Raw genomic sequence first — 24,051 nt, 5'->3', positions numbered from 1 at the left:
GCGCCGCTAAACATTTGCCGGAATCGCCCGGTAGACAGGCCCCATGATCACCCCCGCTTCATCCCCGGTCGCGCGCCTGTCGAACGCCCTGCCGTTCTGGCTCTCCATGGCGCTCGCCCCGCTGCCTTGGATCGGCGCGCTCTACGGCGGCTGGGCGCTGGCGCTGGCGCCCGTCTGCACCTGGTACATCGTGTCCCTGCTCGACGCGATCACCGGGCTGAACGAGGAGAACGCCGATCCCGCGACCGGCGAGGACCAGCTCTTCTGGTACCGCCTCGTGGTCATGCTCTGGGCGCCGGTGCAGTTCGGTCTGATCGTGTCCCTGCTGGCCTATGTGCCGGATGCCCCGCACCTCTCCGGCTGGGAAAAGGTCGGCGTGTTCTTCGGCATGGGGGTGATCTCGGGCACCGTGGGCATCGTCTACGCGCACGAGCTCCTGCACCAGCGGAACCGGCTCGAACGGTGGCTGGGCGATCTGCTGCTGGCCATGGTGCTCTATTCGCATTTCCGGTCGGAGCACCTGCTGGTCCATCACCGCTATGTCGGCACGGGCCGCGACCCCGTGACCGCGCGGTACAACGAGGGGTTCCACCGCTATTACCCCCGCGTCCTGCTGCAATGCCCGCCCTCGGCCTTCCGCGCCGAGCGGGCGATGCTGGCGCGCAAGGGGCTGCCATGGTGGCACCGCTCCAATCCGTTCTGGCTCTATGCGGCGCTGCAGGCGGGCGCGCTTCTGCTCGCGCTGCTCATCGGCGGATGGATCGGGCTGGGGCTGTTCCTCGTGCAGGCGGGCACGGCCATCTGGGCGCTGGAGCTGACGAACTACGTCGAGCACTACGGCCTGACGCGAAAGCACCTGGGCAATGGCAAGTACGAGCATGTGCAGCCGCAACACTCCTGGAACGCAAGTCACCGCGCCTCGAACTGGCTGCTGATCAACCTGCAGCGCCATTCGGACCACCATTACAAGCCCGACCGCAGGTTTCCGCTGTTGCAGAGCTATGCCGAGACCGAGGCGCCGCAGCTGCCCTACGGCTACCCCGTGATGGCGATGCTGGCGATGATCCCGCCGCTCTGGCGCCGGGTGATGAACCCGAGGGTGCGCGCGTGGCGGCGCACCTTCTATCCCGAGATCCGGGACTGGGGCCCCTACAAGACGTTCTCCCTCCCGCAGCCGCGGTGAGCTGGTCCAAAGCATAAGGCCCCGCCAAGGCGGGGCCTTACTGACACCAGGCCGAGTTTGCGATCACCAAACCTGGCGGCCAGGCTCCTAACCTGGACTTAAGTGCCGGTGCTACCGGCGACGGACCAGATATGGGCGCTCCCGCGGAAATTGCAAATCACAATCCCAACCCTGCTCGGACACAATCGCGCACTTTTTCTAGTGTGGCGTCGTCTAGGAAGCGTACGTCGTAGACTCGCTGACCTTGATCCCAACCTGAGAAGAGAAGCCGGAGTCGGTGGAAGGCCACTGTGAGGACGATGTCCCCCTTTACCCAAGCTTCGGGCGCATCATAAGGGTATGGAAGCGGAGGATGGAAAGTCAGCTTTAGGTGGTGAGCCTGAACCTTCTTGGGAGGTGTGGTGCTCATCGGAACGATGGTGCAAAGCTGGGGGCGGTCGGGAAGCAGAGGCGATAGGACGACTGCTGGTCTCCGTTTGACCATCTCGGGCTTTCTGAAGCCTTGGGAAAGGTCAACCCGAACAATCGTACCTGGGCTGGGGTGCAAGACTACAGTCATGCTTCACCATACGATTGCTATCGAGGTCGGCAACACTCGGGTTCTTGGCGACCGCTCTGCCCCACCAAACACCGCGGTTGCGTCCTTCCCGATACGGATGCCACTCTCCGAGTCACACGATCAGGTGGGAGGGATCACAACATGCGGATTTCATGTCTTTTCGTCGGAGTTGCTCTGGCCGCTCTTGCGGGTTGTGTGACGCCGACGGACGGGCCGACAGTGGCTCAGCCGGTGGCGGGCGCCCCGCCGCAGGGGACGGCCCCGGCGCCGGCCTCCCTGCAGGAGCGGCTGTCTGGCAGCCGCCTCGACCTGCGGGAGCAGGGCGGGGACGCCGAACCCATGACGATGCTCCTCAACGCCGACGGCACGAGCCAGACGTCGGTGGCCGGCCTGACCCTGACGGCGCGCTGGCAGGCGACGGGCGACCAGCTGTGCCAGACGGACGTGAGGTTCATGGGGATGCCGTCCGACGATCCCTCCCCGCAATGCGTGCGCGTGGCGGTCTCCGGCGACCGGATCACCATGACCGGCCCGGGCAGCGACGGAGACCCTGAGACGATGACCGGAACGATCACGCCGCTCTGACGGGCGTTTTTCCGATTATCCCAGTTATGTCAGCGGGTTGACGGTGCTCCACGTGTGGACGCCTAGCGGATCAGCACCGGCGCCTCGTGGATATGGGTACCCGCCTCGACGGCGCCCAGGATGAAATGCGCCACGTCCCGGCGGCCGATCAGGCCCAGCCGCCATGACTGGGACTCCGTCAGCACGCGGTAGCGGCCGGTCATCGCGCCGCCCGTGAGGATGCCCGGCCTCACCAGCGTCCAGTCCGTCCCGCTGTTCCGGATCAGCGTCTCCTGCCGGGTCTTGTCCGCATAGGCCCGGCCCATCACCGCCTCGAACGGGAGGCCCATGATCCGCCCCACCGCCGCCCGGCTGTCGCCCGCGCCGAAGCCCGTGACGGCGATCAGACGCTGCACGCCGATCGCCCGCATCGCGTCCAGAACCACCTCCGTCGCAGAGGAGAACAGCGTCGTGGGCCGGGCCAGCGCGCCGGCGCCCTTCGGAAGGCCGAGGCAGAGCAGGACCGCATCGACCCCGTTCACCGCGGCCGCCACATCGCCGGCCTTCGTGGCGTCGCCCGCGATCCGCTCCAGTCCCGGTTCCTCGGGCAGGCTCATGGCGCTGCGGGCGAAGGCCCGGACCTCGTGCTCCCGCATCAACCCAAGGCGCACCGCCTCGGCCCCGATCCCGCGGCTCGCTCCGATCACCAGAAGTCGCATCGCCGTCTCCCGTTGTCTTTCATGGGGAACGCACGAGAGACGCGGTCGGATGCCTCGCGGACGAAAAAACCCCGCCGGACGGATGCCGGCGGGGGGAGTCGTGCCCTGTGCGGCATTGGCCGCAGGCACCGGCGGTCTATCAGGTGTCGCGCATCTCCGCGCGAATCTGCTGTCTCAGGACGTCGATGGGCAGGTCGCGGCCCTCGCGGCGCACGGACCAGTAGGTCCAGCCGTTGCAGGAGGGAGCGCCCTCGAGATGGGCGCCGACCTGGTGGATGGACCCGGTGACATCGTCGGCCACCAGCGTCCCGTCCGCCCGGATCTTGGCGATCTTGCCGTTCATCGAGCGCAGCATCTCGCCCGGCCGCAGGAGGCCCCGCTCCACAAGCTGGCCGAAGGGCACGCGCGGCTCCGTCCTCTTCGAGGCGGAGACGGCGAGCGTGTCACGGTCGTAGCGGCGCACGCGGTCGAGCCGCGCCTCGGCCACCTCGCGATAGGCCGCTTCGCGTTCGATCCCGATCCAGTCGCGGCCAAGCATCTTGGCCACCGCGCCCGTGGTGCCGGTGCCGAAGAACGGGTCGAGCACCACGTCGCCCGGGTTCGTCGTGCCCACCAGAACCCGGTGCAGGAGCGCCTCCGGCTTCTGCGTCGGATGGGCCTTCTGGCCGTCCGCGCCCTTCAGCCGCTCGTGGCCGGTGCAGATCGGCAGCACCCAGTCGGAGCGCATCTGGATGCCCTCGTTCAGGGACTTCAGAGCCTCGTAATTGAACGTATAGCGCGCGCCCTCCGCCCGGCTGGCCCAGATCAGCGTCTCGTGGGCGTTGGTCAGTCGCTTGCCGCGGAAATTCGGCATCGGGTTCGACTTGCGCCACACGACATCGTTCAGGATCCAGAAGCCCTGGGTCTGAAGCTCGGCCCCGAGGCGGAAGATGTTGTGATAGCTGCCGATCACCCAGATCGCGCCGTTGGGTTTCAGCAGGCGCCGCGCCTCGGTCAGCCAGGCGCGGGTGAAGGCGTCATAGGCCTCGAAGCCGGTGAACTGGTCCCATGCGTCGTTCACCGCGTCGACGAGGCTGTTGTCGGGTCGGTGCAGGTCGCCGCGAAGCTGCAGGTTGTAGGGCGGGTCTGCGAAGATCAGGTCGATGGACGCCTCGGGCAGGCGGCGCATCTCCTCGATGCAGTCCCCCGCGAGGATCGTGTTGAGAGGGAGCGCCGCGGCGCCCGTCGTCAGTGTCTTCGTCATTCTCTGCCTCGTCCCCGGCGGGTGCCCCGCTCTTGGTTGAGGTCAAACATGAGTCAGTGGCGATTCGGTGTCAAAAACATATTTGAATCAGTCGGTTATGGAATTGTCTCGACACAAGATATTGTGCACCGGCGCAAAGCTCCGCCTATGGTGTGGGGTCGGTCCGAGATTTTGAAGTGCCGAAATGTGACGCTTTGCACCGTAGCCCATGTTGGTCTCCCAGCCGTAGCCGGGGTGCTGTTGCGCCAAACCCACCATGAGGGCGTCGCGGGCCACCTTGGCCACGATGGAGGCCGCGGCGATCGAGACGCAGAGCGCGTCTCCCTTGACCAGGGCGACCCCGGGGCAGGTCATCTCCCGCGGCAGGTGCGGGCCGTCGATCAGCGCGTAATCCGCCCCCACCGCCTGCATCGCCCGGCACATGGCCAGATGGGCGGCGCGCAGGATGTTGAGCCGGTCGATCTCCTCCACCGAGGCATGGGCGACGGCGACCCGCGCCACCGCGCGAATCTCCTCCGCCAGCCTCTCCCGCGCCGGCCGCGTGAGCGTCTTGCTGTCTGCGATGCCGTCGGGGATGCGCCGCGGGTCGAAGATCACCGCCGCCGCCGTCACCGGACCGGCCAGGGGACCGCGTCCCACCTCGTCCACGCCCGCCACGGCGAGAAAGCCGCGGGCCGTGGCGTCTGCCTCGCGCGTGAAGTCGGCTGTCCCGGTCATGCCTCAGGCAAACCGCGCCCGGCTCCGGACCGCAAGACAAAAAGGGGGCGAGGGCATCCGACCCTCGCCCCCTTTGCCGGCGCGATGCCTGGCGCGCCGACTGCTCGAAGGACTATTGCAGGTCCGGCGAATAATAGCCGTGGCGGGCAAGGCACCGCGTGACGAAGCCGTGACGCAGGTTGTTCTGCCGGCCCATGACCTCCCGGTAGCACTGCCGGGGAAGCCTGTTCACGTCCACACCCTCCCGGGCGAGGCAGTTGCGGATGTAGAGGGGCGTGATCGTGCCATCGGGGCTCAGCACGCGGTTCACGCACGAGATCGGGAGCGCGCGGTCGTCGGGAGGCGGGACATGGATGCCCGGCCCGTGGTCGCCGAACCCGTCCCCGCCGCGGTCGTCGGGGGGCGGTATCCGGATGCGCGGCGCGTCGTCCTTGCGGTCGTCGTCATCCTTGCTGGCGAGATGCGCGATCAGCGCCGCGGCCGCGAGCCCGAAGAACAGAAGCGCGGCGGTATCCTGCGCGCCTTGCCGGTCCTCGCTTCGCCCCTCCGCGGCGGCAGGGGCGGGGGCCATCGTGCCGAGGGCAAGGGCGGCGCTGAGGACGACAGCGGTGAGGCGGGAAAGTCCCTCTCTGAGCATCTGCGACTCCTTTCGGTCATGTCCGTTCGTCGAACGCGGATTGCGCACCGAGGGTGCAGCCCGCCGGCGTTGCCGGGCAATAACGTCGGATTGCCGGGCGATGGCGGCCAGCGGGGATCTCCCGCTATTGAATAGCACGTTCCGCGGGCGCAGGGTCCGGTCATGACACGTCTTGCCCTCGCCTTCGCGCTCGCCCTCGGTCTCGCCTCATCGGCGGCGGCCCAGGCCTCCTGCTATGCCGATTACACCGCATCGCAATCGGACCCCTACGACCTCCATTACGGTGTGGCGGAGATCCGGGGCGACTGCACCGTGCCCGCCGCCACCGAGGAGCTTCGGGACCGTCTCGCCGAAGCCGGCTGGCAACTCCTCGTCGTTCGCGGCACCTTCGACAGTGCCGGCGCCGAATCGAGGAGAACCGATGCGGGAAATTTCTACCTCCGCTATTGAGACCCGCCAGACCGGCGTCCGCGCCGTCGCCATCGGCCTCGCCGCGATCGCGCTGATCCTCGCGGGGGCGGGATACTTCCTGCTGACGGGCCTGCCCAGCGCCACCGCCTTCGAGGCGCTGGCGAACCGCATCGTGGTGGAGGCCGATCTGACCAGCCCGGCGGAGCTCGAGCTGATGAAGGTCATGGTCAGCTCGTCCCAGGCGTTTTCCGACGTGCTGTCGAGCTACCGCTACATCATCTTCGTGCTGCTGATCTTCGCATCGGGCCTGATGATCGCGGCGCTGACCTTCGTCGTCATGCTGATCGCGCTGAACCGGCGGATGGGGCAGATCGCCCAGAAGGGGATAGAGGTGAATGCCCTGACCCTCGCGCGGGAGCAGAACCTCGTCTATCTCAACAACTTCGAGTTCAAGCTGACGCCCGCTGCGATGGAAACGCTCTCGGTGCTGGCCGAGGCGCGGCTCGACGACGAGGTGATGACGGGCGCGGAGATCGAGGCGGTCATCTCGGGCCGTCCCGCCCACGACTGCGACGAGGCGGCAGGGGCCACGCGTATCAAACGCCTGCGGGACAGCCTCGGGAACCAGATGATCTCCGAGCTGCTGGTCAAGAACATCGCTCGTCAGGGTTACATGCTGGCCATCGACAAGAGCGTGATCCGGGTGCTGTGACACCGTTCTGACCCGCGCGCCCCGCCTTGCCATGTGCCGGGCAGAAGCCCGGCCTGCCCGGGCGTTCCGGTACGCCTCTCAGCCGCGGGCCGGGCTTCCGCTCCGCACCCCCCACAACACCATCCGCCCCGGACATGGCGCAGGTCGTCGCGACCTACCGTCCCCTCGGGCCGAAATAGGCGGGATCGGACCGACGCCAGAAGTGCAGGAGGTCCTCCGCCAAGGCGGGGACATGACCCATGGCCTGGATCGCGTGGACATCCGCCGCCGCCAAGGCCGCGATCCGGTAGCCGAGACTGATCACCGGCTCCTGCGGCGCGGCGCCTCCGAAGCTGTCCTCGATCCCCGCGACGGCCGAGGTGACGGCGAAGACGAGACCCAGCGCCGGCTCTTCCGGCCATCGCTCCGCCATGCGCCGCACCAGCGCCGCGGGTCGCTCGGGCCGCCCCGACAGAAGCTCCTCGATGGCGAATTCGGTCATCTCGTCCAGCACTGCTGTGCGCGCGTTACTCATGGAACCTCCGACAGACATGCCGGGGACGCCTTACCGCGCCGCTCGGGCGCCGTCGCGCAAAACCTTAACAACAGGTTAACGACCGCAGGGGCGGACCGTCGTCCGGGGGGGGGCCGGCCCAAACTGGGCGGAGCGCCCCCCAGGCGGGCATGGACAGGCGCCCGCCGGCCAGACCCACGTCCGAACGGGTCCGGCAGTGGGAGCGTAAGTAATTGATGGGAAATCTAAAAAGAACCTTTCCCTTACATCTCTCCAAGTTGGTTTGACAAATGTCAGAAGCGATGCGACAAATGATGCATCGGCACATGTTCTCGGGGAGGAGGCAACATGGGCGACGTTCTGCTGGAGGTCAGCGGTCTCAAGAAGTCCTTCGGAGGCGTGGCCGCTCTCTGGGACGGCCGCTTCCGGCTCGAGCGGGGAAGCGTCCATGCGCTCTGCGGCGGTAACGGCGCGGGCAAGTCGACTTTCCTGACCATCGTCATGGGGATCCAGCAGCGCGACGCCGGAACGATCCGCCGGAACGGACGCGAGGTGCATTTCGCGTCGCCCGGCGAGGCGCTCGAGAACGGCATCTCGATCATCGAGCAGGAGCTGAGCCCGGTTCCGGCGATGACCGTCGCCGAGAACATCTTTCTCGGGCGCGAGCCGTTGCGCGCCTTCGGGCGTGTCGACTTCCGCAGCATGAACGCCCGCGCGAAGGAGCTTCTGGACCAGCTCGGCTTCGACATTCCGCCGACCGCGCTGATGATGGACCTGAGCGTCGCGAAGCTGCAGCTCGTGGAGATCGCCAAGGCGCTGTCCTACGACGCCGAGGTCATCATCATGGACGAGCCGACCTCGGCCCTGGGCGAGAGCGAGGCGGACCACCTGTTCGCCGCGATCCGCCGGCTGAAGGCGCAGGGCAAGGGCGTGATCTACGTCAGTCACCGGCTGTCGGAGATCTTCGACATTGCGGACAGCTACACGGTCTTCCGCGACGGGGCCTATGTGGCGGACGGGGCCATCGGCGACGTGGGCAAGGGCGACCTGATCCGGATGATCGTGGGCCGGCCGCTGACCGAGGAATTCGTCAAGGAGAACCGGCCGACCGACGAGATCGCGCTGGCCGTCTCGGGGATCGACGGGCGGAACGGCGTCCGGGACGTGTCCTTCGAAGCGCGGCGGGGGGAGATCCTCGCCTTCTACGGGCTGATGGGGTCGGGGCGGACGGAAATCTTCGAGCGGCTCTTCGGGCTGAGCGCGCACCGGGCCGGCACGGTGCGGCTGGATGGCGAGGACCTCAGGGTCCGCGCCCCGGCGGATGCCATCGCGAAGGGCCTGGCCTTCGTCACTGAGGACCGCAAGGAGAGCGGGCTCGTGCTCCTGGCCTCGGTCCGGAACAACCTCTGCATGGCGAGCCTGCCGGCCCTGTCGCGGGGGGTCAACATGAGCGTTGCCGCGGAGAAGCGCGCGGCGCAGCGGATGATCGACCTTTTCGGCGTCAAGACGAGCGGAGATCAGCTCGAGGTGTCGGGCCTGTCGGGGGGCAACCAGCAGAAGGTCGTGCTGGGCAAGTGGTTCATGACCGATCCGAAGGTCCTGCTGCTCGACGAGCCCACGCGGGGCGTCGACGTGGGCGCCAAGCGCGAGATCTACCGGATCATGTCGGATTTCGCCGCGGCGGGCGGCACCGTGCTGATGATCTCGTCGGAGACCGACGAGGTGCTGGGCATGGCCGACCGGGTGATCGTGATGAAGGACGGGCGCATCGCGGGCGAGCTGAGCCGCGCCGCGATGACGGCGGAAGAGCTGGTCCATCTGGCCGCATGACAAGGCGGTCCGACGGGCCGGGAGGAGAGACAGGCGATGAGCGAAGAGATGACGCCGGCGGCGGCCGGATCGGGAACCGAGACGACGAACGCCGCGGGCCACCGGGCCCGGGTGTCCGCCTATGTCCAGCGGTTCGGCATCCTGATCGCGCTGGTCCTCCTCTGCGTGGTTCTCTCGATCGCCAACGAGTACTTCCTGACGACCCGCAACATCGTCAATGTCCTGCGACAGACCTCCATCAACGGCATCCTCGCCATCGGCATGACCTTCGTCATCCTGACGCGGGGCATCGACCTGTCGGTGGGCTCGGTCGTGGCGCTCGCTGGGGTTGTCTCGGCGACGTTCGCCACGACCTCGTCCATCGCGTCGATCGCAGGCGGTCCCTATCCTGCGGTGATCGCGCTGGTGATCGGTATCGGCGTGGGCATGGGCGCCGGGGCGGTCTCGGGGGTGCTGGTCGCGCGCTACAATGTCCCGGCCTTCGTTGCGACGCTCGGGATGCTCTCGGCGGCGCGGGGGCTGACGCTCCTCGCCTCCGGCGGCCGGCCGATCCCCGCGCTGACCGACGGCTACCGCTGGATCGGGACGGGCGACGTCTGGGGGATCCCGCTGCCGGTGGTGATCTTCGCCGCGGTCTTCTTCGTGTCGTGGTACGTGCTGTCGTCCACGCGGTTCGGGCGGCGCGTCTATGCCGCGGGGGGCAATCCCCATGCCGCGACCGTGTCGGGGATCAACGTCACGCGCATCCGCTTTTCCGTCTACGTCATCTCGGGCGCGCTGGCGGGTCTCGCCGGGATGATCCTCGCCGCGCGGACGGGCTCGGCGCTGCCGCAGGCGGGCATCGCCTACGAGCTCGACGCGATCGCCGCGGTGGTCATCGGCGGCACGAGCCTCGCCGGCGGGGTCGGGCATGTCGGGGGCACCCTGATCGGGGCGCTGCTGATTGGGGTGGTGAACAACGGTCTCGATCTGATGGGAGTGGAATCCTACTACCAGCAGGTCATCAAAGGCGTCCTGATCGTGGCGGCCGTGCTGCTCGACCAGTCGCGAAACAGGCGGGCGTGAGCGCGCCGCCTGCTGTCCGGCGGGGCCGGGCACCTTTTCGAAACCAGGGAGGAAACCTGTCATGAAGACGATGAAACTGCTGGGTCTGACGACCGCCATGGCCCTCGCGGCCGCTCCCGTCATGGCCCAGGACGACCCGATCAGGGTCGGCGCGGCCGTCTACGGGCTTCAGGCCGAGTTCATGCAGATCTGGTCCGAGGCGCTGGAACAGCACCCGGCGGTGCAGTCCGGCGATGTCGAGCTGACGATCTTCGACGGCCGCTACGACGCCCTGGTCCAGCAGGAGCAGTTCGAGACGATGATCACGCAGCAGTTCGACGCGATCATCTTCGTGCCCATCGACATCGAGGCTGGCGCCACGGCCGTTCAGGCCGCGGCCGACGCCGGTATCCCGGTCGTGGGGTCTAACACGCGGGTCAACAGCGACCTGCTGACGGCCTATGTCGGCTCCGACGACGTGCAGTCCGGCTACATGGAGGCGCGCTACGTTCTCGACCAGATCGGCTGCGAGGGCAATGTCGTGATCCTCGAGGGGCCCATCGGACAGTCCGCCCAGATCAGCCGGCTCGAGGGCAACCTCATGGCCCTCGAGGAGTGCCCCGACGTCGAGGTGCTGGAGCGGCAGACCGCGAACTGGTCGCGCGCCGAGGCGCAGACCCTCATGGAGAACTGGCTCACTGCGCACCCCGACCAGATCGACGGGGTGATCGGCCAGAACGACGAGATGGCGCTCGGCGCGATCGAGGCGATCCGGGGCGCGGGGCTCGAGCCGCAGGACTTCGCCATCGCCGGCATCGATGGCGTGACAGACGCGCTGATGGCGGTGAAGGCGGGCGACATGGCCTCGATCCTTCAGGATGCCCGAGCCCAGGCGCAGGGCGCTCTCGACGTCGTGCTGAAGGCGGCGGACGAGAGCTATGAGCCGCAGTCCGACATCTGGGAGCAGTATCCCGACATGCCGTGGAACGATGGCGCGGATGCCGAGTACAACGTGCCGTGGACCCCGGTGACGCTCGACAACGTCGACGCCCTCCTCGAGATGCGGCAGTAACGGCAATGGCGGCCGGCCCGGGCTTTCCCGGGCCGGCCGCCACCCAACGGAGAACCGGCAGATGAATTTCGACTTTCCGCTCGAGGGCAAGGTCGCCCTCGTCACCGGCGCCGCCTCCGGGATCGGCGCGGCCATCGCCGAGGCCTATGCCGCCAAGGGCGTGAAGCTCGCGCTCTGCGATCTCGACGAGACCCGCGCGCGCGAGAAGGCCGAGGCGCTCGGCGGGGCGGCGCAGGCCTTCGGCTGCAACGTGGCCGAGGCCGTGAGCGCGGAGACCTGCGTGAGCGCAGTTGCCGACGCCTTCGGCCGCATCGACATCCTCGTGAACAGCGCGGGGATCGTGGATCTCGCCCCGGCCGAGGAGCTCGGCCTCGCCGCGTGGCAGCGCACGCTCGACGTGAACCTGACCGGCAGCTTCCTGATGGCGCAGGCCGTGGCGCGTCGGATGATCGCGCAGGGCGGCGGCAAGATCGTCAACCTCGCCAGCCAGGCTGCGACCGTCGCCATCGAGGGACACCTCGCCTACTGCGCCTCGAAGTTCGGCGTCCTCGGGATGACCAAGGTGATGGCCCTCGAATGGGGACTGCACGGCATCTGCGTCAACTCGATCTCGCCCACGGTGGTTCTCACCGAACTCGGTCGCAAGGCCTGGGAGGGGCCGAAAGGCGAGGCGATGAAGGCCCAGATCCCCTCCGGCCGGTTCGCCGAACCGGAGGAGATCGCGGCGGCTGCGGTGTTCCTCGCGTCGGGCGGTGCGGACATGATCAACGGTGCCGATCTTCTGATCGACGGCGGGTTCACCGTCAGGTGAGTCCGGGGGTGGGCCGGATACGAGAGGGAAAATGCAGAGATTCATCAACGACCCCGACGACATCGTGGACGAGACCGTGCGCGGCTTCGTCAAGGCGCATGGCGATCTGGTGCGGCAGCACCCCGAAAACGCGCGCGTGGTCGTCGCGCAGGGCGCCCCGGTGGCGGGCAAGGTCGGCATCGTGACCGGGGGCGGTTCCGGCCACGAGCCGGCCTTCATCGGCTATACCGGCCGCAACATGGTCGACGCGGTGGCGGTGGGAGAGCTGTTCTCCTCCCCGACCGCCAAGAGCTTCCTCGACGCCATCAGGGCGGCCGACGGCGGCAGCGGCGTCTGCGTGCTCTACGGGAACTATGCTGGCGACAACATGAACGTGAAGATGGCCGCCCGCATGGCCGCGAAGGAGGGCATCGAGGTGCTCACGGTCGTCGCCAACGACGATATCTGCTCGGCCCCGCCGGAAGAGCGCGACAAGCGGCGCGGCGTGGCCGGCGAGATCCTGATGTGGAAGATCGGCGGCGCGAAGGCCGCGCAGGGCGCCTCGGTCCGCGAGGTCCAGGCGGCGGCGCAGAAGGCGCTCGATGCCACGCGTTCGGTCGGCGTGGGGCTCGCGCCGTGCACCTTGCCGGCCAACGGGAAGCCGAACTTCGAGATCCCTGCGGGTCGCATGGAGATCGGCATCGGGCATCACGGCGAACCGGGACGGGAGGTGGTCGACCTCGCCTCCGCCGACGGGGTTGCGGACGAGATGCTGCGGATCGTCCTCGACGATCACGACCTCGGCGCGGGCGACGAGGTCTGCGTCCTGGTCTCCGGTCTGGGCGCGACGCCGGTGAACGAGCTCTATGTCCTCTACAACCGGATCGAAAGCCAGCTCTCGGAGCGCCGTATCCGGGTCCACAAGCCCTTCGTCGGGAACTACTTCACCTCGCTGGAGATGATGGGCGCGACGCTGACCGTCATGAAGCTCGACGAGGACCTGAAGGCCCTCCTGGCGGCCGAGGCGGCAAGCCCGGGACTGGGGGTGTCGGCATGAGCGGTTTCGCCAACGCCGGCGCCGGCGCGATCGTGCGGGAGATCGCCGCGGTGATCGTGGCCAACAAGGCGTATCTCTCCGAAATCGACGGCCGGATCGGTGACGGCGACCACGGCAACAACATGGCCAAGGGATTCGGCCGGGCCGCGGAGCGGGTCGCGGACGGCGATACTCTGGATGCCGGGTTCTCGAAGCTGTCCGACGTGCTGATGTCGGAGATCGGCGGGTCCATGGGGCCGCTCTACGGGATGATGTTCGATGACATGGCGAGCGCGATCGCCGGCCAGGACACCGTCGATGCCGAGGCTTTCGGCGCAATGCTCGCGGCCGGCCGGGACGGCGTCATGGCCATCGGCGAGGCGCAGGTCGGCGACAAGACGCTGCTCGACACGCTGTGTCCCGCGGTCGATGCGTTTGCCGGTACGGCGGGCGAGTTTGCCGCGAAGCTCGAGGCGATGAAGTCCGCCGCGGCCGAAGGGCGTGACGCCACGAAGGACATGGTGGCCAGGGTCGGCCGGTCGAGCCGCCTCGGCGAGCGGTCCCGCGGGGTTCTCGACGCCGGAGCGACATCGTGCTGCATGATCCTCACCGCGCTTGCGGACGGCGTCGCCCGCCGTCTCGGCTGATGCCCCCGCGCCTTGTCGGGGGCGCCGATTTGGCTCATGAAATGGCCATGGGCCGGATCGATACCGACTTTCTCGCGCGCTTCTTCCAGGCCGCCGCCGCGCGGCTCGACGCGCAGCGGGACGAGCTCTGTCACCTCGACGGGGAGATCGGAGACGGGGACCACGGCTCCTCAATGGCGAACGGATTCGCGGCCGTCGCGGCTCTGGTCCGGGGGGGGCGGCATGTTCCGGAGGATCCGGCCGCGCTGATGCGGGAGGCCGCAGCGGCATTCCTGGGGGATGTCGGCGCAACGGTCGGCCCGCTCTATGCCACCGCCATGCTCGACGCGGCCAAGGCGCTCGACCGGGGGCCGTTGCCGCTGGACAGGTCACCGGAGTTCCTCGCCGCCATGGCGGGGGGCATCGCGCGGCGCGGCAAGGCGGGGCCGGGCGACAAGACGATGCTGGATGCCTGGTTGCCCGCCGTTCACGCGGCGGAGCTGGCGCTGCGCGAGGGGGCGAGCGTTTCCGAGGCCGCCTGGCGGGCGGCCGCGAGCGCCCGCGCCGGCGCGGAGGCCACGGCCACGATGATCGCCTCCCGCGGCCGGGCCGCGCGACTGAAGGAGCGGAGCCTTGGCCATCGCGATCCGGGCGCGGTCTCGGCGGCGCTGATCCTCGAGGGATTCGCGGAGGCCGTCGGTCCGCGGCCTGCCGGCATCGGCGCCTGATGGCGGGGTCCGCGACGCGCCGGCAGAAGACCGGGACGACCCGGGGGCGCGGAGCCCAGTCTGCCGCCGCCGGACAGGCCGGCCCGCCGCTGCGGTTCAACGACGACCCGTTGCTCTGGGCCAGCTGGCTCTACTACGAGGAGGGCCTGACCCAGGGCGAGATCGCCGAGGCGATGAACGTCTCCCGCCCCACCGTGAACAGCTATCTCGCCGATGCCCGGGCCGCCGGGATCGTCAACATCTCCATCGCGGCCGAACGCTTCAAGTCGCTCTCGGTCGCCCGGCAGCTGCAAGAGCATTTCGGCCTGGAGGAATGCCTCGTGATCCCGGGCGAGGGCGGAGCGCGGTCGCTGATCGACCGTCTGGGCGCGGCGGGGGCGCAGGCGCTGGAACGGCTGGTCCATTCCGGCGACACCGTCGGCATCACCTGGGGCCGGACCATGCTGGCGGTGGCCAGGGCCGTGCGGCGCAGCGGTCTGAGCGATCTGCGGGTGGTCCAGGCCACCGGCGGGACCACGGCCGTGATCCCCTACACGCCGGAGGCCTGCGCCACGCAGCTTGCCGAGTCGCTGGGGGCGCGCTGTATCTCGATCTCCGCCCCGGCAATCGTGTCCTCGGCACAGGCGCGGCGCATCCTGCTGGCCGAACCCGTCGTGTCGGAACAGATCTCCGCCCTCGACGCGGTCAACCGGATCGTCTTCGGCATCTCCTCCCTGCGACCGGATTCCACGATCCACCAGAGCGGATTCTTCGAGAACTCGGTCGAGCAGCACGACCATTACAGGCGCGCGGTGGGTTCCGTCGCGGGGCGCTTCATCGATGCCCACGGCTCTCCCGTGGAAGGGCCACTGGGGGACCGGACCATCGGGATCGGCCTCGACCGCCTGCGCAAGGTCAGGACGCGGATCGCGGTGGCCGGCGGCTATGACAAGGTCCCTGCGATGCTGGCTGCTCTCCGGGGCGGGTATGCCAGCATCCTGGTGACCGATGCCGCGACGGGCGAGGGCATCCTGCGGGCGGACGGGGTCCAGACCTCTGCCCCCTCGGCGGCCCGCCGGGCCCGGACCGACAGGCCGGAGATCGCGCCGCGCACGGTCATCAAGAAGTTTCTCAACGCGCCGCGAGATGCGGTCTCGGAATCCCTCGACGGGGCGCTCAGGGCCTTTCCCGAGGTCATCGAGCCGATCGACGGCTCGCTGCGGGCGATCCGGTCCTGCGCAGCCCCGCGGGAGGGCAAGGTCGGCCTCGTCATCGGCGGCGGCGCCGGGCACGAACCCTGCTTTCTGGGGTATGTCGGGAAGGGGCTCGCCGATGCCGTGGCCGTGGGCAACGTCTTTGCCTCCCCCCCGCCGGACCGGGTGCTGACCTGCACCCGCGCCGCCTCTGCCGGCGCCGGCGTCCTCTACATCTACGGCAACTACACCGGCGACGTGATGAACTTCGAGATGGCCGCCGAGATGGCTGCCGCGGACGGAATCGACGTGCGCACGATCCTCACGACAGACGACGTCGCCTCCTCCCCGCCCGAACAGCGCCAGGGGCGGCGGGGAACCGCGGGCAACGTCTTCGTCTTCAAGGTGGCGGGCGCGGCCTGCGACCGGATGTACGGGCTGGACGAATGCGAACGCCTCGCCCGCAAGGCGAACGGCGCGACCTTCACCATGGGGATCGGGCTCGAATCCTGTTCGCTGCCGGAGACGCAGCGGCCGAGCTTCCAGATCGGCGCGGACGAGATGGAGGTGGGCATCGGCATCCACGGGGAGCCCGGCGTGCTCCGGACAGGCATCACGGCCGCGGATCTGGCGGTGGACCACATCTGCGACCGGCTCTTCTCCGAGATGAACCTCTCCGCCGGCGACCGGGTCGCGCTGCTGGTCAACTCGCTCGGCGGCACGCCCATGATGGAGCTTCTGATCATGGCGCGCCGGGTCCACGAGCGGCTTTCGGCGCGCCGGGCTGTGGCCGTCCGGAATCTCGTGGGCCATTACTGCACCTCGCTCGACATGGTGGGCGCGTCGATCACCCTCATGAAGCTCGACGACGAGCTTCTGGATCTGCTCGACCACCCCTGTGCGGGGTTCGCGCTGTCGGTCGGCTGAGGCCGCGCTCCGGCCGAGGGGGAAGATGGCGACCCCGGCAGGATTCGAACCTGCAACCTGCCCCTTAGGAGGGGGCTGCTCTATCCAGTTGAGCCACGGGGTCGTCTCCCTGGTCTTGCCCTCTCGGGCGCCTGCGGTCAACGGCGGCGGGAACGGGTTGGAGATCGGCGGGCGAGGGCGTAACACTCTTGCGCAGAGGCCACCGGAGACGCACGACCGTGACAACGCCCCCCCGCCGACCGCTGACCCTGCGCGACGTCTCCGAAGCGTCGGGGGTGAGCGAAATGACCGTCAGCCGGGTGCTGCGCAACAAGGGCGACGTGAGCGAGGCCACCCGCGCCCGGGTGCAGGAGGCGGCGAAGCGGCTGGGCTACGTGCCCAACAAGATCGCGGGCGCGCTGGCGTCGAGCCGGGTCAACCTCGTGGCCGTGGTGATCCCCTCGCTGAAGAACATGGTCTTTCCCGAGGTCCTCTCCGGCATCTCGGAAACGCTCGAGACCACGGCACTGCAACCCGTGGTGGGTGTCACCGACTACGGGCAGGACAAGGAGGAGAAGGTCCTTTTCGAGATGCTGTCCTGGCGCCCTGCCGGCGTGATCGTGGCGGGGCTCGAGCATTCCGAAACCGCCCAGGCGATGCTGCACAACGCCGGCTGCCCGGTGGTGGAGATCATGGACACCGACGGCGAGCCCATCGACTGCTGCGTCGGCATCTCGCACCGCCGCGCCGGCCGCCATATGGCGGAGGCGATCATCGCCCAAGGTTATCGCCGCGTGGGCTTCATGGGCACGAAGATGCCGCTCGACCACCGGGCCCGCAAGCGCTTCGAGGGCTTCACCCGGGCGCTGGGCAAGGCGGGAATCGAGATGGCGGACCAGGAGTTCTATTCCGGCGGATCGGCGCTGGCCAAGGGCCGGGAGATGACCGCGGCCATGCTGGGGCGCACGCCCGATCTCGATTTCCTGTACTATTCCAATGACATGATCGGCGCGGGCGGGCTGCTCTACCTCCTGGAGAAGGGCATCGACATCCCGGGCCGCGTGGGCCTCGCGGGGTTCAACGGGGTAGAGCTGCTCGAGGGCCTGCCGCGCCGGCTCGCAACCACCGACGCCTGCCGCCGCGAGATCGGGCAGAGGGCGGCGCAGATGGTGCTCGCCCGCCAGCTCGACGCCACGCTCGCCTCCGAAGTGGTGGAGCTCGAGCCCTCGCTCGACCCCGGCGACACGCTCCTCAGGACCTGAGCGCCGACATCACCGGCGTGCGCAGGACCGACCAGGCGGGAATCAGCGACAGCAGCAGCGTGGCCGACAGGAATGCCGCGACGAGGTGGATCTCCGTCCAGCCGATGCTGGCCTGAACGAGGATATCCGTCCGCTGGGTCACGATGCGGCTGAGCACCGCCGCCGTGCCGTAGCCCAGCGCCAGCCCCAGCACCGCGCCCGTGACCAGCAGCGACGCGGCATAGGACCAGACCACCGCCAGCACGAACCTCGCCGGGGCGCCCAGGGCCCGCAACAGGGCCAGTTGTCGGCGGAAGAGGCGCGAGAGGATGAAGAGGCCCAGGAGCACGCTCGCCGCCACCAGCATCTGCGTCACCAGCGTCAGGATCGACATGGCCTGCCGCACGTCGCCCATCACCCGGTAGAGGTTCGACAGGACGGTGCCCGGAAAGAACGCCATGGTCTCGCTGTCGCGGCTGAACTCGGAGCGCAGGGCGTAGGTCGCGGGCAGGCTCTCGGCGCGCACCACGATGGCGGGGGTCCCGGGGAAATAGGCGGCGTCGTAGGGCGGGCCGAGCCGTTCCTCGTCCTCGGGCGCATGGCCGTCCGCCAGACCGTGCACGGCCCAGACGCTTTCGATCGGGACCATGATCGCCCGGTCCCAGGGCGATCCGGTTCGGGCGATGCGCCCCACGACGGTGTATTCGTCGCTGTGGGCGTCCGGATCGGCCGAGGCGCCGTGGCCGTGGGCCGGCACGAAGACATCGCCGATGTCCACGGGCGCCGCCGCTCCGGCGATGGCTTCGAACGGGTCCTGCCACATCCGGCCCTCGATGCGGTCGTCGCTGAGGTAGGTCACGAAGTCCGCGATGGTGCCGATCACCGGCGCGCCCTCGTAGCTGTCGCCGAAGCCGAGGGGTGCGGCCACGTCGACCCGGGGATGGTTGGTCACCTCGTTGTAGATCTCGCCGTCCAGCAGCGGCACGTCGGAGGGCTGCAGGAACACCGCTGCCAGCATCATCGTCAGCTCGGATCCGGGGGCGGAGACGATCATGTCGAACTTGTCCGCGGCCTGTGCCGTGCCCTGCCGCAGCCCCCGCTCCTGCGCGATGAGGCCGATCCCCATGCCCACGGATATCGCGATCAGCGCCACGAAGACGCCGTTGGCCCAGCGGAACCGCCAGAGCAGCGCCCGGACCAGCGGCCAGGGCGTCAGGCGCGACAGCACGAGCCCGGCCACGATCAGCGAGGGCAGCAGCAGCGCCACCACGATGAGCGTGTCCTGCCCGCCTGCCGGAAGACTGCGCCACCAGTCCATCACGCGGCCTCCGCCAGGGCGCCGTCCACCAGCCGCAGCCTCCTGTCCATCCGGGCGAGGAGCCGCTCGTCGTGGCTCGCCACGATCAGGGTGCGGCCCCGTTCGCGCACGGCGGTCAGAAGGTCGTCGGTCAGCGCGTCGGCGGCCTGCCGGTGCAGGGCGGCGGTGGGCTCGTCTGCGATGACGATCATCGGGTCGTGAGCGAGCGCCCGGGCCACGGCCACGCGCTGCCGTTCGCCGCCTGAATAGCTGGCGACGGTGCGTGCCGCGCGCGGCACGCCGAGCCGGTCGAGAAGGTCACGCGCCTGCCCGCGGATGGCGCCCCGTCCGGTGCGCGGGGTGAAGCTGGCGAGGATCGCGGCGTTGGCCTCGGCGCCCAGCTCGTCGAACAGCAGGAAGTCCTGGAAGATCAGCCCGACCCGTTCCGACCGGAACCGCGCGCGCGCCTCGGGACCCAGGGAGAGCAGGTCCGTGCGGCCCCAGGTGACGGCGCCCTCCACCCGGGTGGCGAGGCCCGCGAGGGCGTAGATCAGCGTGGACTTTCCCGCGCCCGACGGACCCTCCACGCCCAGCGCCGTGCCGGGCGCGAGATCGAGCGATGCCAGCGACAGGATCGTGCGGCCGCGCTCGCCGCTCACGGCGAGGTCCCGCACCGTGAGCGGCAGGCCCTCAGCCATAGGTCGCGTCGGAGAGCCGCACGAGGCTGAGAAAGCCGGTGTCCGGGTCGCGGTATTCGCCAATCTCCAGCACGCCTTCCACCTCGATGCCCACGGTATAGTAGACAGGATCGACGACGCGCTTGGTATAGATCGCCATGATGTCGTCGGGCCATTCGGCGGCGGTCTCGCAGAACGGACAGACCGCCATGGGGCGCTGGGTCAGCACGAAGAACTGCGCCTCGGCCTTCAGGGGCGGCGCCATGAAGCCCCGGAAACGGACACGCCGGCCCTCGTTGTCGAGCGCCCATTGCGTGAGGCTGCCGTCCCGCTCGTAGAGCTCGCGCACCATCATCGGGTTGGCCTGGGCGAAAGCGGGCGCGGCCAGCGGCAGAGCGGCGGAGGACATCAGGAAGGTGCGGCGCAGCATGGCAATGTTCCCTTTCTCGATCGTCGGGTCTCGGAACGGGCGGACGTCGCTTCGCCCGCAACATAGCGTCCCGCGCGCGGCTCTGGCAGATGGACCGGGCGGGAAAGCGATGAAATTTCGATGACAGCGGCACCGGACCGCTGCCGCACGAACGGACAGGGCCGCCCCTGCGGACGGCCCTGCCCCGGCGAACGCGGGAGACTTATTCGGCCACGACGGCGGCGTGGTGCATGACGTGGAAGATCACGTTCTGCTCGATTGTGCCGTCGAAGAGATGCGCGAAGGGACCGCGGGCATAGACGGCCACGTCCTCGCCGGAATGGGTCTCCGACGACATCGGGATCAGGGCCTGCTGCAGGTAGTCCGGATCGGTGGCCTCTTCCTGGCTCAGCTCGGGACGCGAGCCGACGAACGCGTTGCCGTCGCCGGACGGGGCCAGGACCGATCCCGCGCCGTTCAGGAAGCCCGCGACGGTGTAGGGCAGGCCGTCGTCGCCCAGCTCGGCTTCGCCGTTGTGCTGGATGCCCTCGTTGTCGATCCCGTAGCACAGGCCCGTGATCGACGATCCGCGGCCGCAATAGCCGTTGAAGGCGATGGCGTGCTCGTGGTCGGCGGTGACGATGATCAGCGTGTCGGCGGGGTCGGTCAGCTCCATCGCGGTCGCGACCGCGTTGGCGAAGGCCACGCCGTCCACGAGGACTCGGTGCAGGTTGCCGCCGTGCAGGGCGTGGTCGACGCGGCCGGCCTCGATCTGCAGGTAGTAGCCGTCCTCGTTGTTCGAGAGATACTCGATCGCCGCGGCGGTCATCTCGGAAAGCGAGGGCTCGTCGGTGCGGTCGAACTCGTACTGCATGTGGCTGTTCTCGAACAGCCCGAGGACCGGGGTGGAGTGGTCGAGGACCAGCGCCTCGAAGCCTTCGGTATTTGTCACGAACTGCGTGCCGAAGGCCTGCGCCTGCTCGATCAGGTTCACGTCGTCCGGGCGGCCTCCCGTCAGGCCGTCCATCTCGAAGCCCTCGGGCGCGAAATGGCGGAAGCCACCCGCCATCGCGAAGTCCAGCAGTCCGGACTCCATGGCGTCGTACATCTGGGTGGCGATGTCGCGGGAGTTCTCGCAGCCCTCGGGCACGGCGTCCTCCCAGTTGCGGTAGGCGGTCTTGACCACGGTGGCCGCCGGGGTGGCATGGGTCAGGCGGGCGGTCGACACGACGCCGACCGACTTGCCCATCTCCGCGACGATCTCGGCGAAGGTGGTCAGCTCGTTGCCGGCTTCGGTGGTGCAATCCTCGGTGATCGCGTTCTCGCCGAGGTTGATCAGGTTGAAGCGCTGCTTGACACCGGTGTTCATCGAACCGGCGGTCGGCGCGCTGTCCGGGGTCTGGGCGTTGATGTTGTAGGTCTTGACCAGAGCCGAATACCATTCGGTCGTCTCGTAGGGCAGGACGTAGTCCTCACCCAGGCCGCCCTCCTGCTGACCCATGAACAGGCGGATGGCGTAGTTGGTGCCGACACCGTTGCCGTCCGCATTCATCAGGATGACGTTGCGGGCGCGGTTCGTGTTGGGCTGGCGATCGAGGAGTTCCTGGATCGTGGTCTGGCCTGCGACGAACCAGTCGCTGGACGCCTGCGGCAGGTCCTGGGCCTGCGCTGCGGTGGCAAGGGCGACGGCCGCGGCCGAAGCAAGAAATCGCGTCATGGGGACCCCCTCAGGTGTGGTTGCCCGGGGAGGACTAAGGCGCGCGTTTGAAGCTGGGACGACAGAACGATGAACAGAGGATGACACCCGCCGGTGCATCCTCCTCTATTCTGTATGCGACATGATATAACATCACATCGAGGGCCGGGCAAGACGTTTCTCGCCGTGCCGGATTGGGGCGTCCGGGGGCCGGTCTCAGCCCGCCGATCGGGCCTCCAGCCCCATGGCCCGCGCCCGGTGCGGCAGGGCGGCCACCTCCGCCTGCGGCACCAGCGCGTCCTCCAGCCTGGCGAGCGGCCCGTCGGGCATCGGCGCTGCACGCGGCTCCGGCGTCTGACGGACGTTCAGCTCCATGAACTCGCCCACCGCGGCAAGCCTCTCCCCCGCCCACATCTGCGCGTGAAGGTGAAACCGCTTCGAATCGAGGCCGATGACGCGGGTCTCGACCCTCGCGACCGCACCCTCCTTCATCTCCCTCAGAAAGGTCACATGCCCCTCGAGCAGGTAGATCGTGCAGCCGGTTTCCCTTCGGTAGGCCTCCCCCAGACCCACCTCGTCCTGCAGCGCATCCACCGCGAGGCTGAAGACGAGGTTGAAGTAGGCGTCCCGCATGTGGCCATTGTAGTCGATCCACTCCGGAACGATCCGCGTCTCGAAGAGAAACGCCCGGGTCATGGCCGCCGGTCCGGGACAGGTCTCCGCATCATGCATTCCGCTCGAGAGAGGGACATAGCTTCGGACAGGATGTGCCGTGTGCGCGGTCCGGGTCCAGCCTTCTTTGCCCGCAGGGCTGTGCCGGATGTCTGCAAGCGCGTGCAATCCATCGGGCCTGGACCGATGTTGTCCTTGCCGATTGCCCCTGTCTGCGGATAGGGTCCGGCCTTGCATTCGTATGCAAAGCGGGTCGCCCGACGCGAACCGCAAGGAGGAACCACACATGCCGATCGAGCGCCTGAAACAGGGCAAACCCGAGACCGAACGCGCCGAGGACGACGCGAAGGTCCGCGCGACCGTCGAGGGCATCCTCGCCGACATCGAGACCCGAGGCGACGCCGCCGTGCGCGAGCTCAGCGAGAAGTTCGACGGCTATTCTCCCGAGGCCTTTCGCCTGACGTCCTCGGAGATCGAGGCCGCGATGCAGAAGGTCTCCGACAGGGAGATGGCCGACATCCGGTTCGCCCAGGACCAGATCCGCACCTTCGCCGAGGCGCAGCGCGCCTCGATGACGGATATCGAGGTCGAGACGCTGCCGGGCGTCATCCTGGGCCACAGGAACATCCCGGTGCAGTCGGTGGGCTGCTACGTCCCCGGCGGCAAGTTCCCGATGGTCGCTTCCGCCCACATGTCGGTGTTGACTGCCTCGGTGGCCGGCGTGCCGCGCATCGTGGCCTCCGCCCCGCCGGTCAAGGGCGCGCCCCATCCCGCCATCGTCGCCGCCATGCACATGGGCGGCGCGCACGAGATCCTGTGCCTCGGCGGTATCCAGGCCGTGGGCGCCATGGCGCTGGGCACGGAGAGCCTCGAGCCCGTGCACATGCTCGTCGGCCCCGGGAATGCCTTCGTCGCCGAGGCGAAGCGCCAGCTCTACGGCCGCGTGGGCATCGACCTTTTCGCCGGCCCGACGGAAACCATGCTGATCGCCGACGACACCGTGGACGCCGAGATGTGCGCCACCGACCTCCTCGGCCAGGCTGAGCACGGCTACAATTCCCCCGCCTGCCTGATCACCAACTCCCGCAAGCTGGCCGAGGAGACGCTCGCCGAGGTGGACCGCCTCCTGCAGATCCTGCCCACCGCCGAGACCGCCTCCGTGTCGTGGCGCGACTACGGGGACGTGATCCTCTGCGACAGCTACGAGGAGATGCTCGAGACCGCCAACGACATGGCATATGAACATGTGCAGGTCATGACGGACCAGGACGACTGGTTTCTTGATCACATGCACAGTTACGGTGCGCTGTTCCTCGGCCCCCGCACCAACGTGGCCAACGGCGACAAGGTGATCGGCACGAACCACACCCTGCCGACGAAGAAGGCCGGCCGCTATACCGGCGGGCTCTGGGTGGGCAAGTTCCTGAAAACCCACTCCTACCAGCGCGTGCTGACCGACGAGGCCGCCGCCATGGTGGGCGAGTACGGCTCGCGGCTCTGCATGCTCGAGGGATTCGTGGGCCATGCCGAACAATGCAACATCCGCGTGCGCCGCTACGGGGGGCGCAACGTCCCCTACGGCGAGGGCGCGGCCCCGCGGGAGGCGGCGGAGTAACA

At 68.6% G+C, this 24,051-nt stretch carries 25 protein-coding genes and 1 tRNA gene; 14 read left to right on the top strand and 12 right to left on the bottom strand.

Going from position 1 to position 24,051, the window contains the following annotated elements; genetic code table 11:
• Positions 1 to 43: 43 nt before the first annotated feature.
• A complete protein-coding gene (locus tag EAT49_RS06515) occupies positions 44 to 1,183 on the top strand; it encodes an alkane 1-monooxygenase (protein ID WP_123641497.1) in 1,140 nt (379 codons plus the stop codon).
• 157 nt (positions 1,184 to 1,340) lie between these two features.
• Here EAT49_RS06515 and EAT49_RS21795 read toward each other — a convergent pair whose 3' ends face one another.
• Positions 1,341 to 1,742 carry a type II toxin-antitoxin system PemK/MazF family toxin gene (locus EAT49_RS21795; protein ID WP_123641496.1) on the bottom strand — a complete coding sequence of 134 codons (402 nt, stop codon included), beginning with the start codon at positions 1,740 to 1,742 and terminating at the stop codon, positions 1,341 to 1,343.
• Positions 1,743 to 2,081: 339 nt separating this feature from the next.
• Between EAT49_RS21795 and EAT49_RS06505 the strand changes: the two genes are divergently transcribed.
• Positions 2,082 to 2,327, top strand: a complete 246-nt coding sequence (locus EAT49_RS06505; protein ID WP_185020681.1) for a hypothetical protein — start codon at positions 2,082 to 2,084, stop codon at positions 2,325 to 2,327.
• Between the two features lie 62 nt (positions 2,328 to 2,389).
• Here EAT49_RS06505 and EAT49_RS06500 read toward each other — a convergent pair whose 3' ends face one another.
• The 4 genes from EAT49_RS06500 to EAT49_RS06485 all read right to left on the bottom strand — a co-directional run bounded on the left by EAT49_RS06500 (position 2,390) and on the right by EAT49_RS06485 (position 5,622).
• Positions 2,390 to 3,025 (bottom strand): NAD(P)-dependent oxidoreductase, encoded by a 636-nt coding sequence (locus tag EAT49_RS06500; protein WP_123641494.1) that lies wholly within the window; start codon positions 3,023 to 3,025, stop codon positions 2,390 to 2,392.
• 139 nt (positions 3,026 to 3,164) lie between these two features.
• On the bottom strand, positions 3,165 to 4,268 hold the full coding sequence (locus tag EAT49_RS06495; RefSeq protein WP_123641493.1) for a site-specific DNA-methyltransferase: 1,104 nt from the start codon (positions 4,266 to 4,268) through the stop codon (positions 3,165 to 3,167).
• An 87-nt stretch (positions 4,269 to 4,355) separates the two neighbouring features.
• Positions 4,356 to 4,985 carry a ribonuclease HII gene (locus EAT49_RS06490; RefSeq protein ID WP_123641492.1) on the bottom strand — a complete coding sequence of 210 codons (630 nt, stop codon included), beginning with the start codon at positions 4,983 to 4,985 and terminating at the stop codon, positions 4,356 to 4,358.
• Positions 4,986 to 5,097: 112 nt separating this feature from the next.
• The gene (locus tag EAT49_RS06485; protein WP_123641491.1) at positions 5,098 to 5,622 is read right to left on the bottom strand and encodes a hypothetical protein; all 525 of its coding nucleotides are present in this window, start codon (positions 5,620 to 5,622) and stop codon (positions 5,098 to 5,100) included.
• A 162-nt stretch (positions 5,623 to 5,784) separates the two neighbouring features.
• Here EAT49_RS06485 and EAT49_RS06480 point away from each other — a divergent pair, with 162 nt between their 5' ends.
• Together EAT49_RS06480 and EAT49_RS06475 are read left to right on the top strand one after the other, a co-directional pair.
• Entirely contained in the window at positions 5,785 to 6,072 is a 288-nt protein-coding gene (locus EAT49_RS06480) for a hypothetical protein (RefSeq protein WP_123641490.1), read from the top strand.
• A complete protein-coding gene (locus EAT49_RS06475) occupies positions 6,044 to 6,745 on the top strand; it encodes a winged helix-turn-helix domain-containing protein (RefSeq protein WP_123641489.1) in 702 nt (233 codons plus the stop codon). Before EAT49_RS06480 ends, EAT49_RS06475 begins: the two co-directional genes overlap by 29 nt.
• Positions 6,746 to 6,899: 154 nt before the next feature.
• Here EAT49_RS06475 and EAT49_RS06470 read toward each other — a convergent pair whose 3' ends face one another.
• Complete coding sequence (locus tag EAT49_RS06470; protein WP_123641488.1) at positions 6,900 to 7,259, bottom strand: hypothetical protein; 360 nt, start codon at positions 7,257 to 7,259, stop codon at positions 6,900 to 6,902.
• 327 nt (positions 7,260 to 7,586) lie between these two features.
• Between EAT49_RS06470 and EAT49_RS06465 the strand changes: the two genes are divergently transcribed.
• The 8 genes from EAT49_RS06465 (at position 7,587) to EAT49_RS06430 (ending at position 16,463) form a co-directional block, all read left to right on the top strand.
• The gene (locus tag EAT49_RS06465; protein WP_123641487.1) at positions 7,587 to 9,068 is read left to right on the top strand and encodes a sugar ABC transporter ATP-binding protein; all 1,482 of its coding nucleotides are present in this window, start codon (positions 7,587 to 7,589) and stop codon (positions 9,066 to 9,068) included.
• A gap of 36 nt (positions 9,069 to 9,104) precedes the next feature.
• The gene (locus tag EAT49_RS06460) at positions 9,105 to 10,133 is read left to right on the top strand and encodes an ABC transporter permease (protein WP_123641486.1); all 1,029 of its coding nucleotides are present in this window, start codon (positions 9,105 to 9,107) and stop codon (positions 10,131 to 10,133) included.
• A 61-nt stretch (positions 10,134 to 10,194) separates the two neighbouring features.
• Entirely contained in the window at positions 10,195 to 11,184 is a 990-nt protein-coding gene (locus EAT49_RS06455; protein WP_123641485.1) for a substrate-binding domain-containing protein, read from the top strand.
• Positions 11,185 to 11,245: 61 nt separating this feature from the next.
• Positions 11,246 to 11,995 carry a GolD/DthD family dehydrogenase gene (locus EAT49_RS06450; protein ID WP_123641484.1) on the top strand — a complete coding sequence of 250 codons (750 nt, stop codon included), beginning with the start codon at positions 11,246 to 11,248 and terminating at the stop codon, positions 11,993 to 11,995.
• A gap of 31 nt (positions 11,996 to 12,026) precedes the next feature.
• The gene (locus tag EAT49_RS06445) at positions 12,027 to 13,031 is read left to right on the top strand and encodes a dihydroxyacetone kinase subunit DhaK (RefSeq protein ID WP_123641483.1); all 1,005 of its coding nucleotides are present in this window, start codon (positions 12,027 to 12,029) and stop codon (positions 13,029 to 13,031) included.
• Positions 13,028 to 13,657 carry a dihydroxyacetone kinase subunit DhaL gene (gene dhaL, locus EAT49_RS06440; RefSeq protein WP_123641482.1) on the top strand — a complete coding sequence of 210 codons (630 nt, stop codon included), beginning with the start codon at positions 13,028 to 13,030 and terminating at the stop codon, positions 13,655 to 13,657. Before EAT49_RS06445 ends, dhaL (EAT49_RS06440) begins: the two co-directional genes overlap by 4 nt.
• A gap of 47 nt (positions 13,658 to 13,704) precedes the next feature.
• Entirely contained in the window at positions 13,705 to 14,364 is a 660-nt protein-coding gene (dhaL, locus tag EAT49_RS06435) for a dihydroxyacetone kinase subunit DhaL (protein WP_123641481.1), read from the top strand.
• Positions 14,364 to 16,463, top strand: coding sequence for a bifunctional sugar-binding transcriptional regulator/dihydroxyacetone kinase subunit DhaK (locus EAT49_RS06430; protein WP_123641480.1), 2,100 nt, complete (start codon positions 14,364 to 14,366; stop codon positions 16,461 to 16,463). The genes dhaL (EAT49_RS06435) and EAT49_RS06430 overlap by 1 nt, the downstream gene beginning before the upstream one ends.
• 26 nt (positions 16,464 to 16,489) lie before the next feature.
• On the opposite strand, the gene EAT49_RS06425 is transcribed toward EAT49_RS06430, so the two are convergent.
• A tRNA-Arg gene (locus tag EAT49_RS06425) sits at positions 16,490 to 16,566 on the bottom strand.
• Between the two features lie 115 nt (positions 16,567 to 16,681).
• On the opposite strand from EAT49_RS06425, the gene EAT49_RS06420 reads away from it, so the two are divergent.
• Entirely contained in the window at positions 16,682 to 17,704 is a 1,023-nt protein-coding gene (locus EAT49_RS06420) for a LacI family DNA-binding transcriptional regulator (protein ID WP_123641479.1), read from the top strand.
• On the opposite strand, the gene EAT49_RS06415 is transcribed toward EAT49_RS06420, so the two are convergent.
• The 5 genes from EAT49_RS06415 to EAT49_RS21085 all read right to left on the bottom strand — a co-directional run bounded on the left by EAT49_RS06415 (position 17,694) and on the right by EAT49_RS21085 (position 22,458).
• Entirely contained in the window at positions 17,694 to 19,001 is a 1,308-nt protein-coding gene (locus EAT49_RS06415; protein ID WP_342773819.1) for an ABC transporter permease, read from the bottom strand. The two genes, EAT49_RS06420 and EAT49_RS06415, sit on opposite strands and share 11 nt — an antisense overlap.
• A complete protein-coding gene (locus EAT49_RS06410) occupies positions 19,001 to 19,678 on the bottom strand; it encodes an ABC transporter ATP-binding protein (RefSeq protein ID WP_123641477.1) in 678 nt (225 codons plus the stop codon). Before EAT49_RS06410 ends, EAT49_RS06415 begins: the two co-directional genes overlap by 1 nt.
• Positions 19,671 to 20,087, bottom strand: coding sequence for a hypothetical protein (locus EAT49_RS06405; RefSeq protein ID WP_123641476.1), 417 nt, complete (start codon positions 20,085 to 20,087; stop codon positions 19,671 to 19,673). Before EAT49_RS06405 ends, EAT49_RS06410 begins: the two co-directional genes overlap by 8 nt.
• 202 nt (positions 20,088 to 20,289) lie before the next feature.
• Positions 20,290 to 21,783 carry an alkaline phosphatase gene (locus tag EAT49_RS06400; protein ID WP_123641475.1) on the bottom strand — a complete coding sequence of 498 codons (1,494 nt, stop codon included), beginning with the start codon at positions 21,781 to 21,783 and terminating at the stop codon, positions 20,290 to 20,292.
• A gap of 195 nt (positions 21,784 to 21,978) precedes the next feature.
• A complete protein-coding gene (locus EAT49_RS21085; protein ID WP_185020680.1) occupies positions 21,979 to 22,458 on the bottom strand; it encodes a thioesterase family protein in 480 nt (159 codons plus the stop codon).
• Positions 22,459 to 22,720: 262 nt separating this feature from the next.
• Here EAT49_RS21085 and hisD point away from each other — a divergent pair, with 262 nt between their 5' ends.
• Positions 22,721 to 24,049 (top strand): histidinol dehydrogenase, encoded by a 1,329-nt coding sequence (gene hisD, locus EAT49_RS06390; RefSeq protein ID WP_123641473.1) that lies wholly within the window; start codon positions 22,721 to 22,723, stop codon positions 24,047 to 24,049.
• Positions 24,050 to 24,051: the final 2 nt, after the last annotated feature.

The organism is Histidinibacterium lentulum (assembly GCF_003789055.1).
Lineage (GTDB): Bacteria > Pseudomonadota > Alphaproteobacteria > Rhodobacterales > Rhodobacteraceae > Oceanicola > Oceanicola lentulus.
The sequence above is the reverse complement of the archived record's forward strand: the minus strand, read 5'-3'. Positions and strand labels throughout refer to the sequence as shown.

What these genes read in the sequence shown, in the direction of transcription:
- EAT49_RS06515 (WP_123641497.1), top strand. Translation starts at nt 44, where the DNA reads ATGATCACCCCCGCTTCATCCCCGGTCGCGCGCCTGTCGAACGCCCTG.
- EAT49_RS21795 (WP_123641496.1), bottom strand. Translation starts at nt 1,742, where the DNA reads ATGACTGTAGTCTTGCACCCCAGCCCAGGTACGATTGTTCGGGTTGAC.
- EAT49_RS06505 (WP_185020681.1), top strand. Translation starts at nt 2,082, where the DNA reads ATGACGATGCTCCTCAACGCCGACGGCACGAGCCAGACGTCGGTGGCC.
- EAT49_RS06500 (WP_123641494.1), bottom strand. Translation starts at nt 3,025, where the DNA reads ATGCGACTTCTGGTGATCGGAGCGAGCCGCGGGATCGGGGCCGAGGCG.
- EAT49_RS06495 (WP_123641493.1), bottom strand. Translation starts at nt 4,268, where the DNA reads ATGACGAAGACACTGACGACGGGCGCCGCGGCGCTCCCTCTCAACACG.
- EAT49_RS06490 (WP_123641492.1), bottom strand. Translation starts at nt 4,985, where the DNA reads ATGACCGGGACAGCCGACTTCACGCGCGAGGCAGACGCCACGGCCCGC.
- EAT49_RS06485 (WP_123641491.1), bottom strand. Translation starts at nt 5,622, where the DNA reads ATGCTCAGAGAGGGACTTTCCCGCCTCACCGCTGTCGTCCTCAGCGCC.
- EAT49_RS06480 (WP_123641490.1), top strand. Translation starts at nt 5,785, where the DNA reads ATGACACGTCTTGCCCTCGCCTTCGCGCTCGCCCTCGGTCTCGCCTCA.
- EAT49_RS06475 (WP_123641489.1), top strand. Translation starts at nt 6,044, where the DNA reads ATGCGGGAAATTTCTACCTCCGCTATTGAGACCCGCCAGACCGGCGTC.
- EAT49_RS06470 (WP_123641488.1), bottom strand. Translation starts at nt 7,259, where the DNA reads ATGAGTAACGCGCGCACAGCAGTGCTGGACGAGATGACCGAATTCGCC.
- EAT49_RS06465 (WP_123641487.1), top strand. Translation starts at nt 7,587, where the DNA reads ATGGGCGACGTTCTGCTGGAGGTCAGCGGTCTCAAGAAGTCCTTCGGA.
- EAT49_RS06460 (WP_123641486.1), top strand. Translation starts at nt 9,105, where the DNA reads ATGAGCGAAGAGATGACGCCGGCGGCGGCCGGATCGGGAACCGAGACG.
- EAT49_RS06455 (WP_123641485.1), top strand. Translation starts at nt 10,195, where the DNA reads ATGAAGACGATGAAACTGCTGGGTCTGACGACCGCCATGGCCCTCGCG.
- EAT49_RS06450 (WP_123641484.1), top strand. Translation starts at nt 11,246, where the DNA reads ATGAATTTCGACTTTCCGCTCGAGGGCAAGGTCGCCCTCGTCACCGGC.
- EAT49_RS06445 (WP_123641483.1), top strand. Translation starts at nt 12,027, where the DNA reads ATGCAGAGATTCATCAACGACCCCGACGACATCGTGGACGAGACCGTG.
- dhaL (WP_123641482.1), top strand. Translation starts at nt 13,028, where the DNA reads ATGAGCGGTTTCGCCAACGCCGGCGCCGGCGCGATCGTGCGGGAGATC.
- dhaL (WP_123641481.1), top strand. Translation starts at nt 13,705, where the DNA reads ATGGGCCGGATCGATACCGACTTTCTCGCGCGCTTCTTCCAGGCCGCC.
- EAT49_RS06430 (WP_123641480.1), top strand. Translation starts at nt 14,364, where the DNA reads ATGGCGGGGTCCGCGACGCGCCGGCAGAAGACCGGGACGACCCGGGGG.
- EAT49_RS06415 (WP_342773819.1), bottom strand. Translation starts at nt 19,001, where the DNA reads ATGGACTGGTGGCGCAGTCTTCCGGCAGGCGGGCAGGACACGCTCATC.
- EAT49_RS06410 (WP_123641477.1), bottom strand. Translation starts at nt 19,678, where the DNA reads ATGGCTGAGGGCCTGCCGCTCACGGTGCGGGACCTCGCCGTGAGCGGC.
- EAT49_RS06405 (WP_123641476.1), bottom strand. Translation starts at nt 20,087, where the DNA reads ATGCTGCGCCGCACCTTCCTGATGTCCTCCGCCGCTCTGCCGCTGGCC.
- EAT49_RS06400 (WP_123641475.1), bottom strand. Translation starts at nt 21,783, where the DNA reads ATGACGCGATTTCTTGCTTCGGCCGCGGCCGTCGCCCTTGCCACCGCA.
- EAT49_RS21085 (WP_185020680.1), bottom strand. Translation starts at nt 22,458, where the DNA reads ATGACCCGGGCGTTTCTCTTCGAGACGCGGATCGTTCCGGAGTGGATC.
- hisD (WP_123641473.1), top strand. Translation starts at nt 22,721, where the DNA reads ATGCCGATCGAGCGCCTGAAACAGGGCAAACCCGAGACCGAACGCGCC.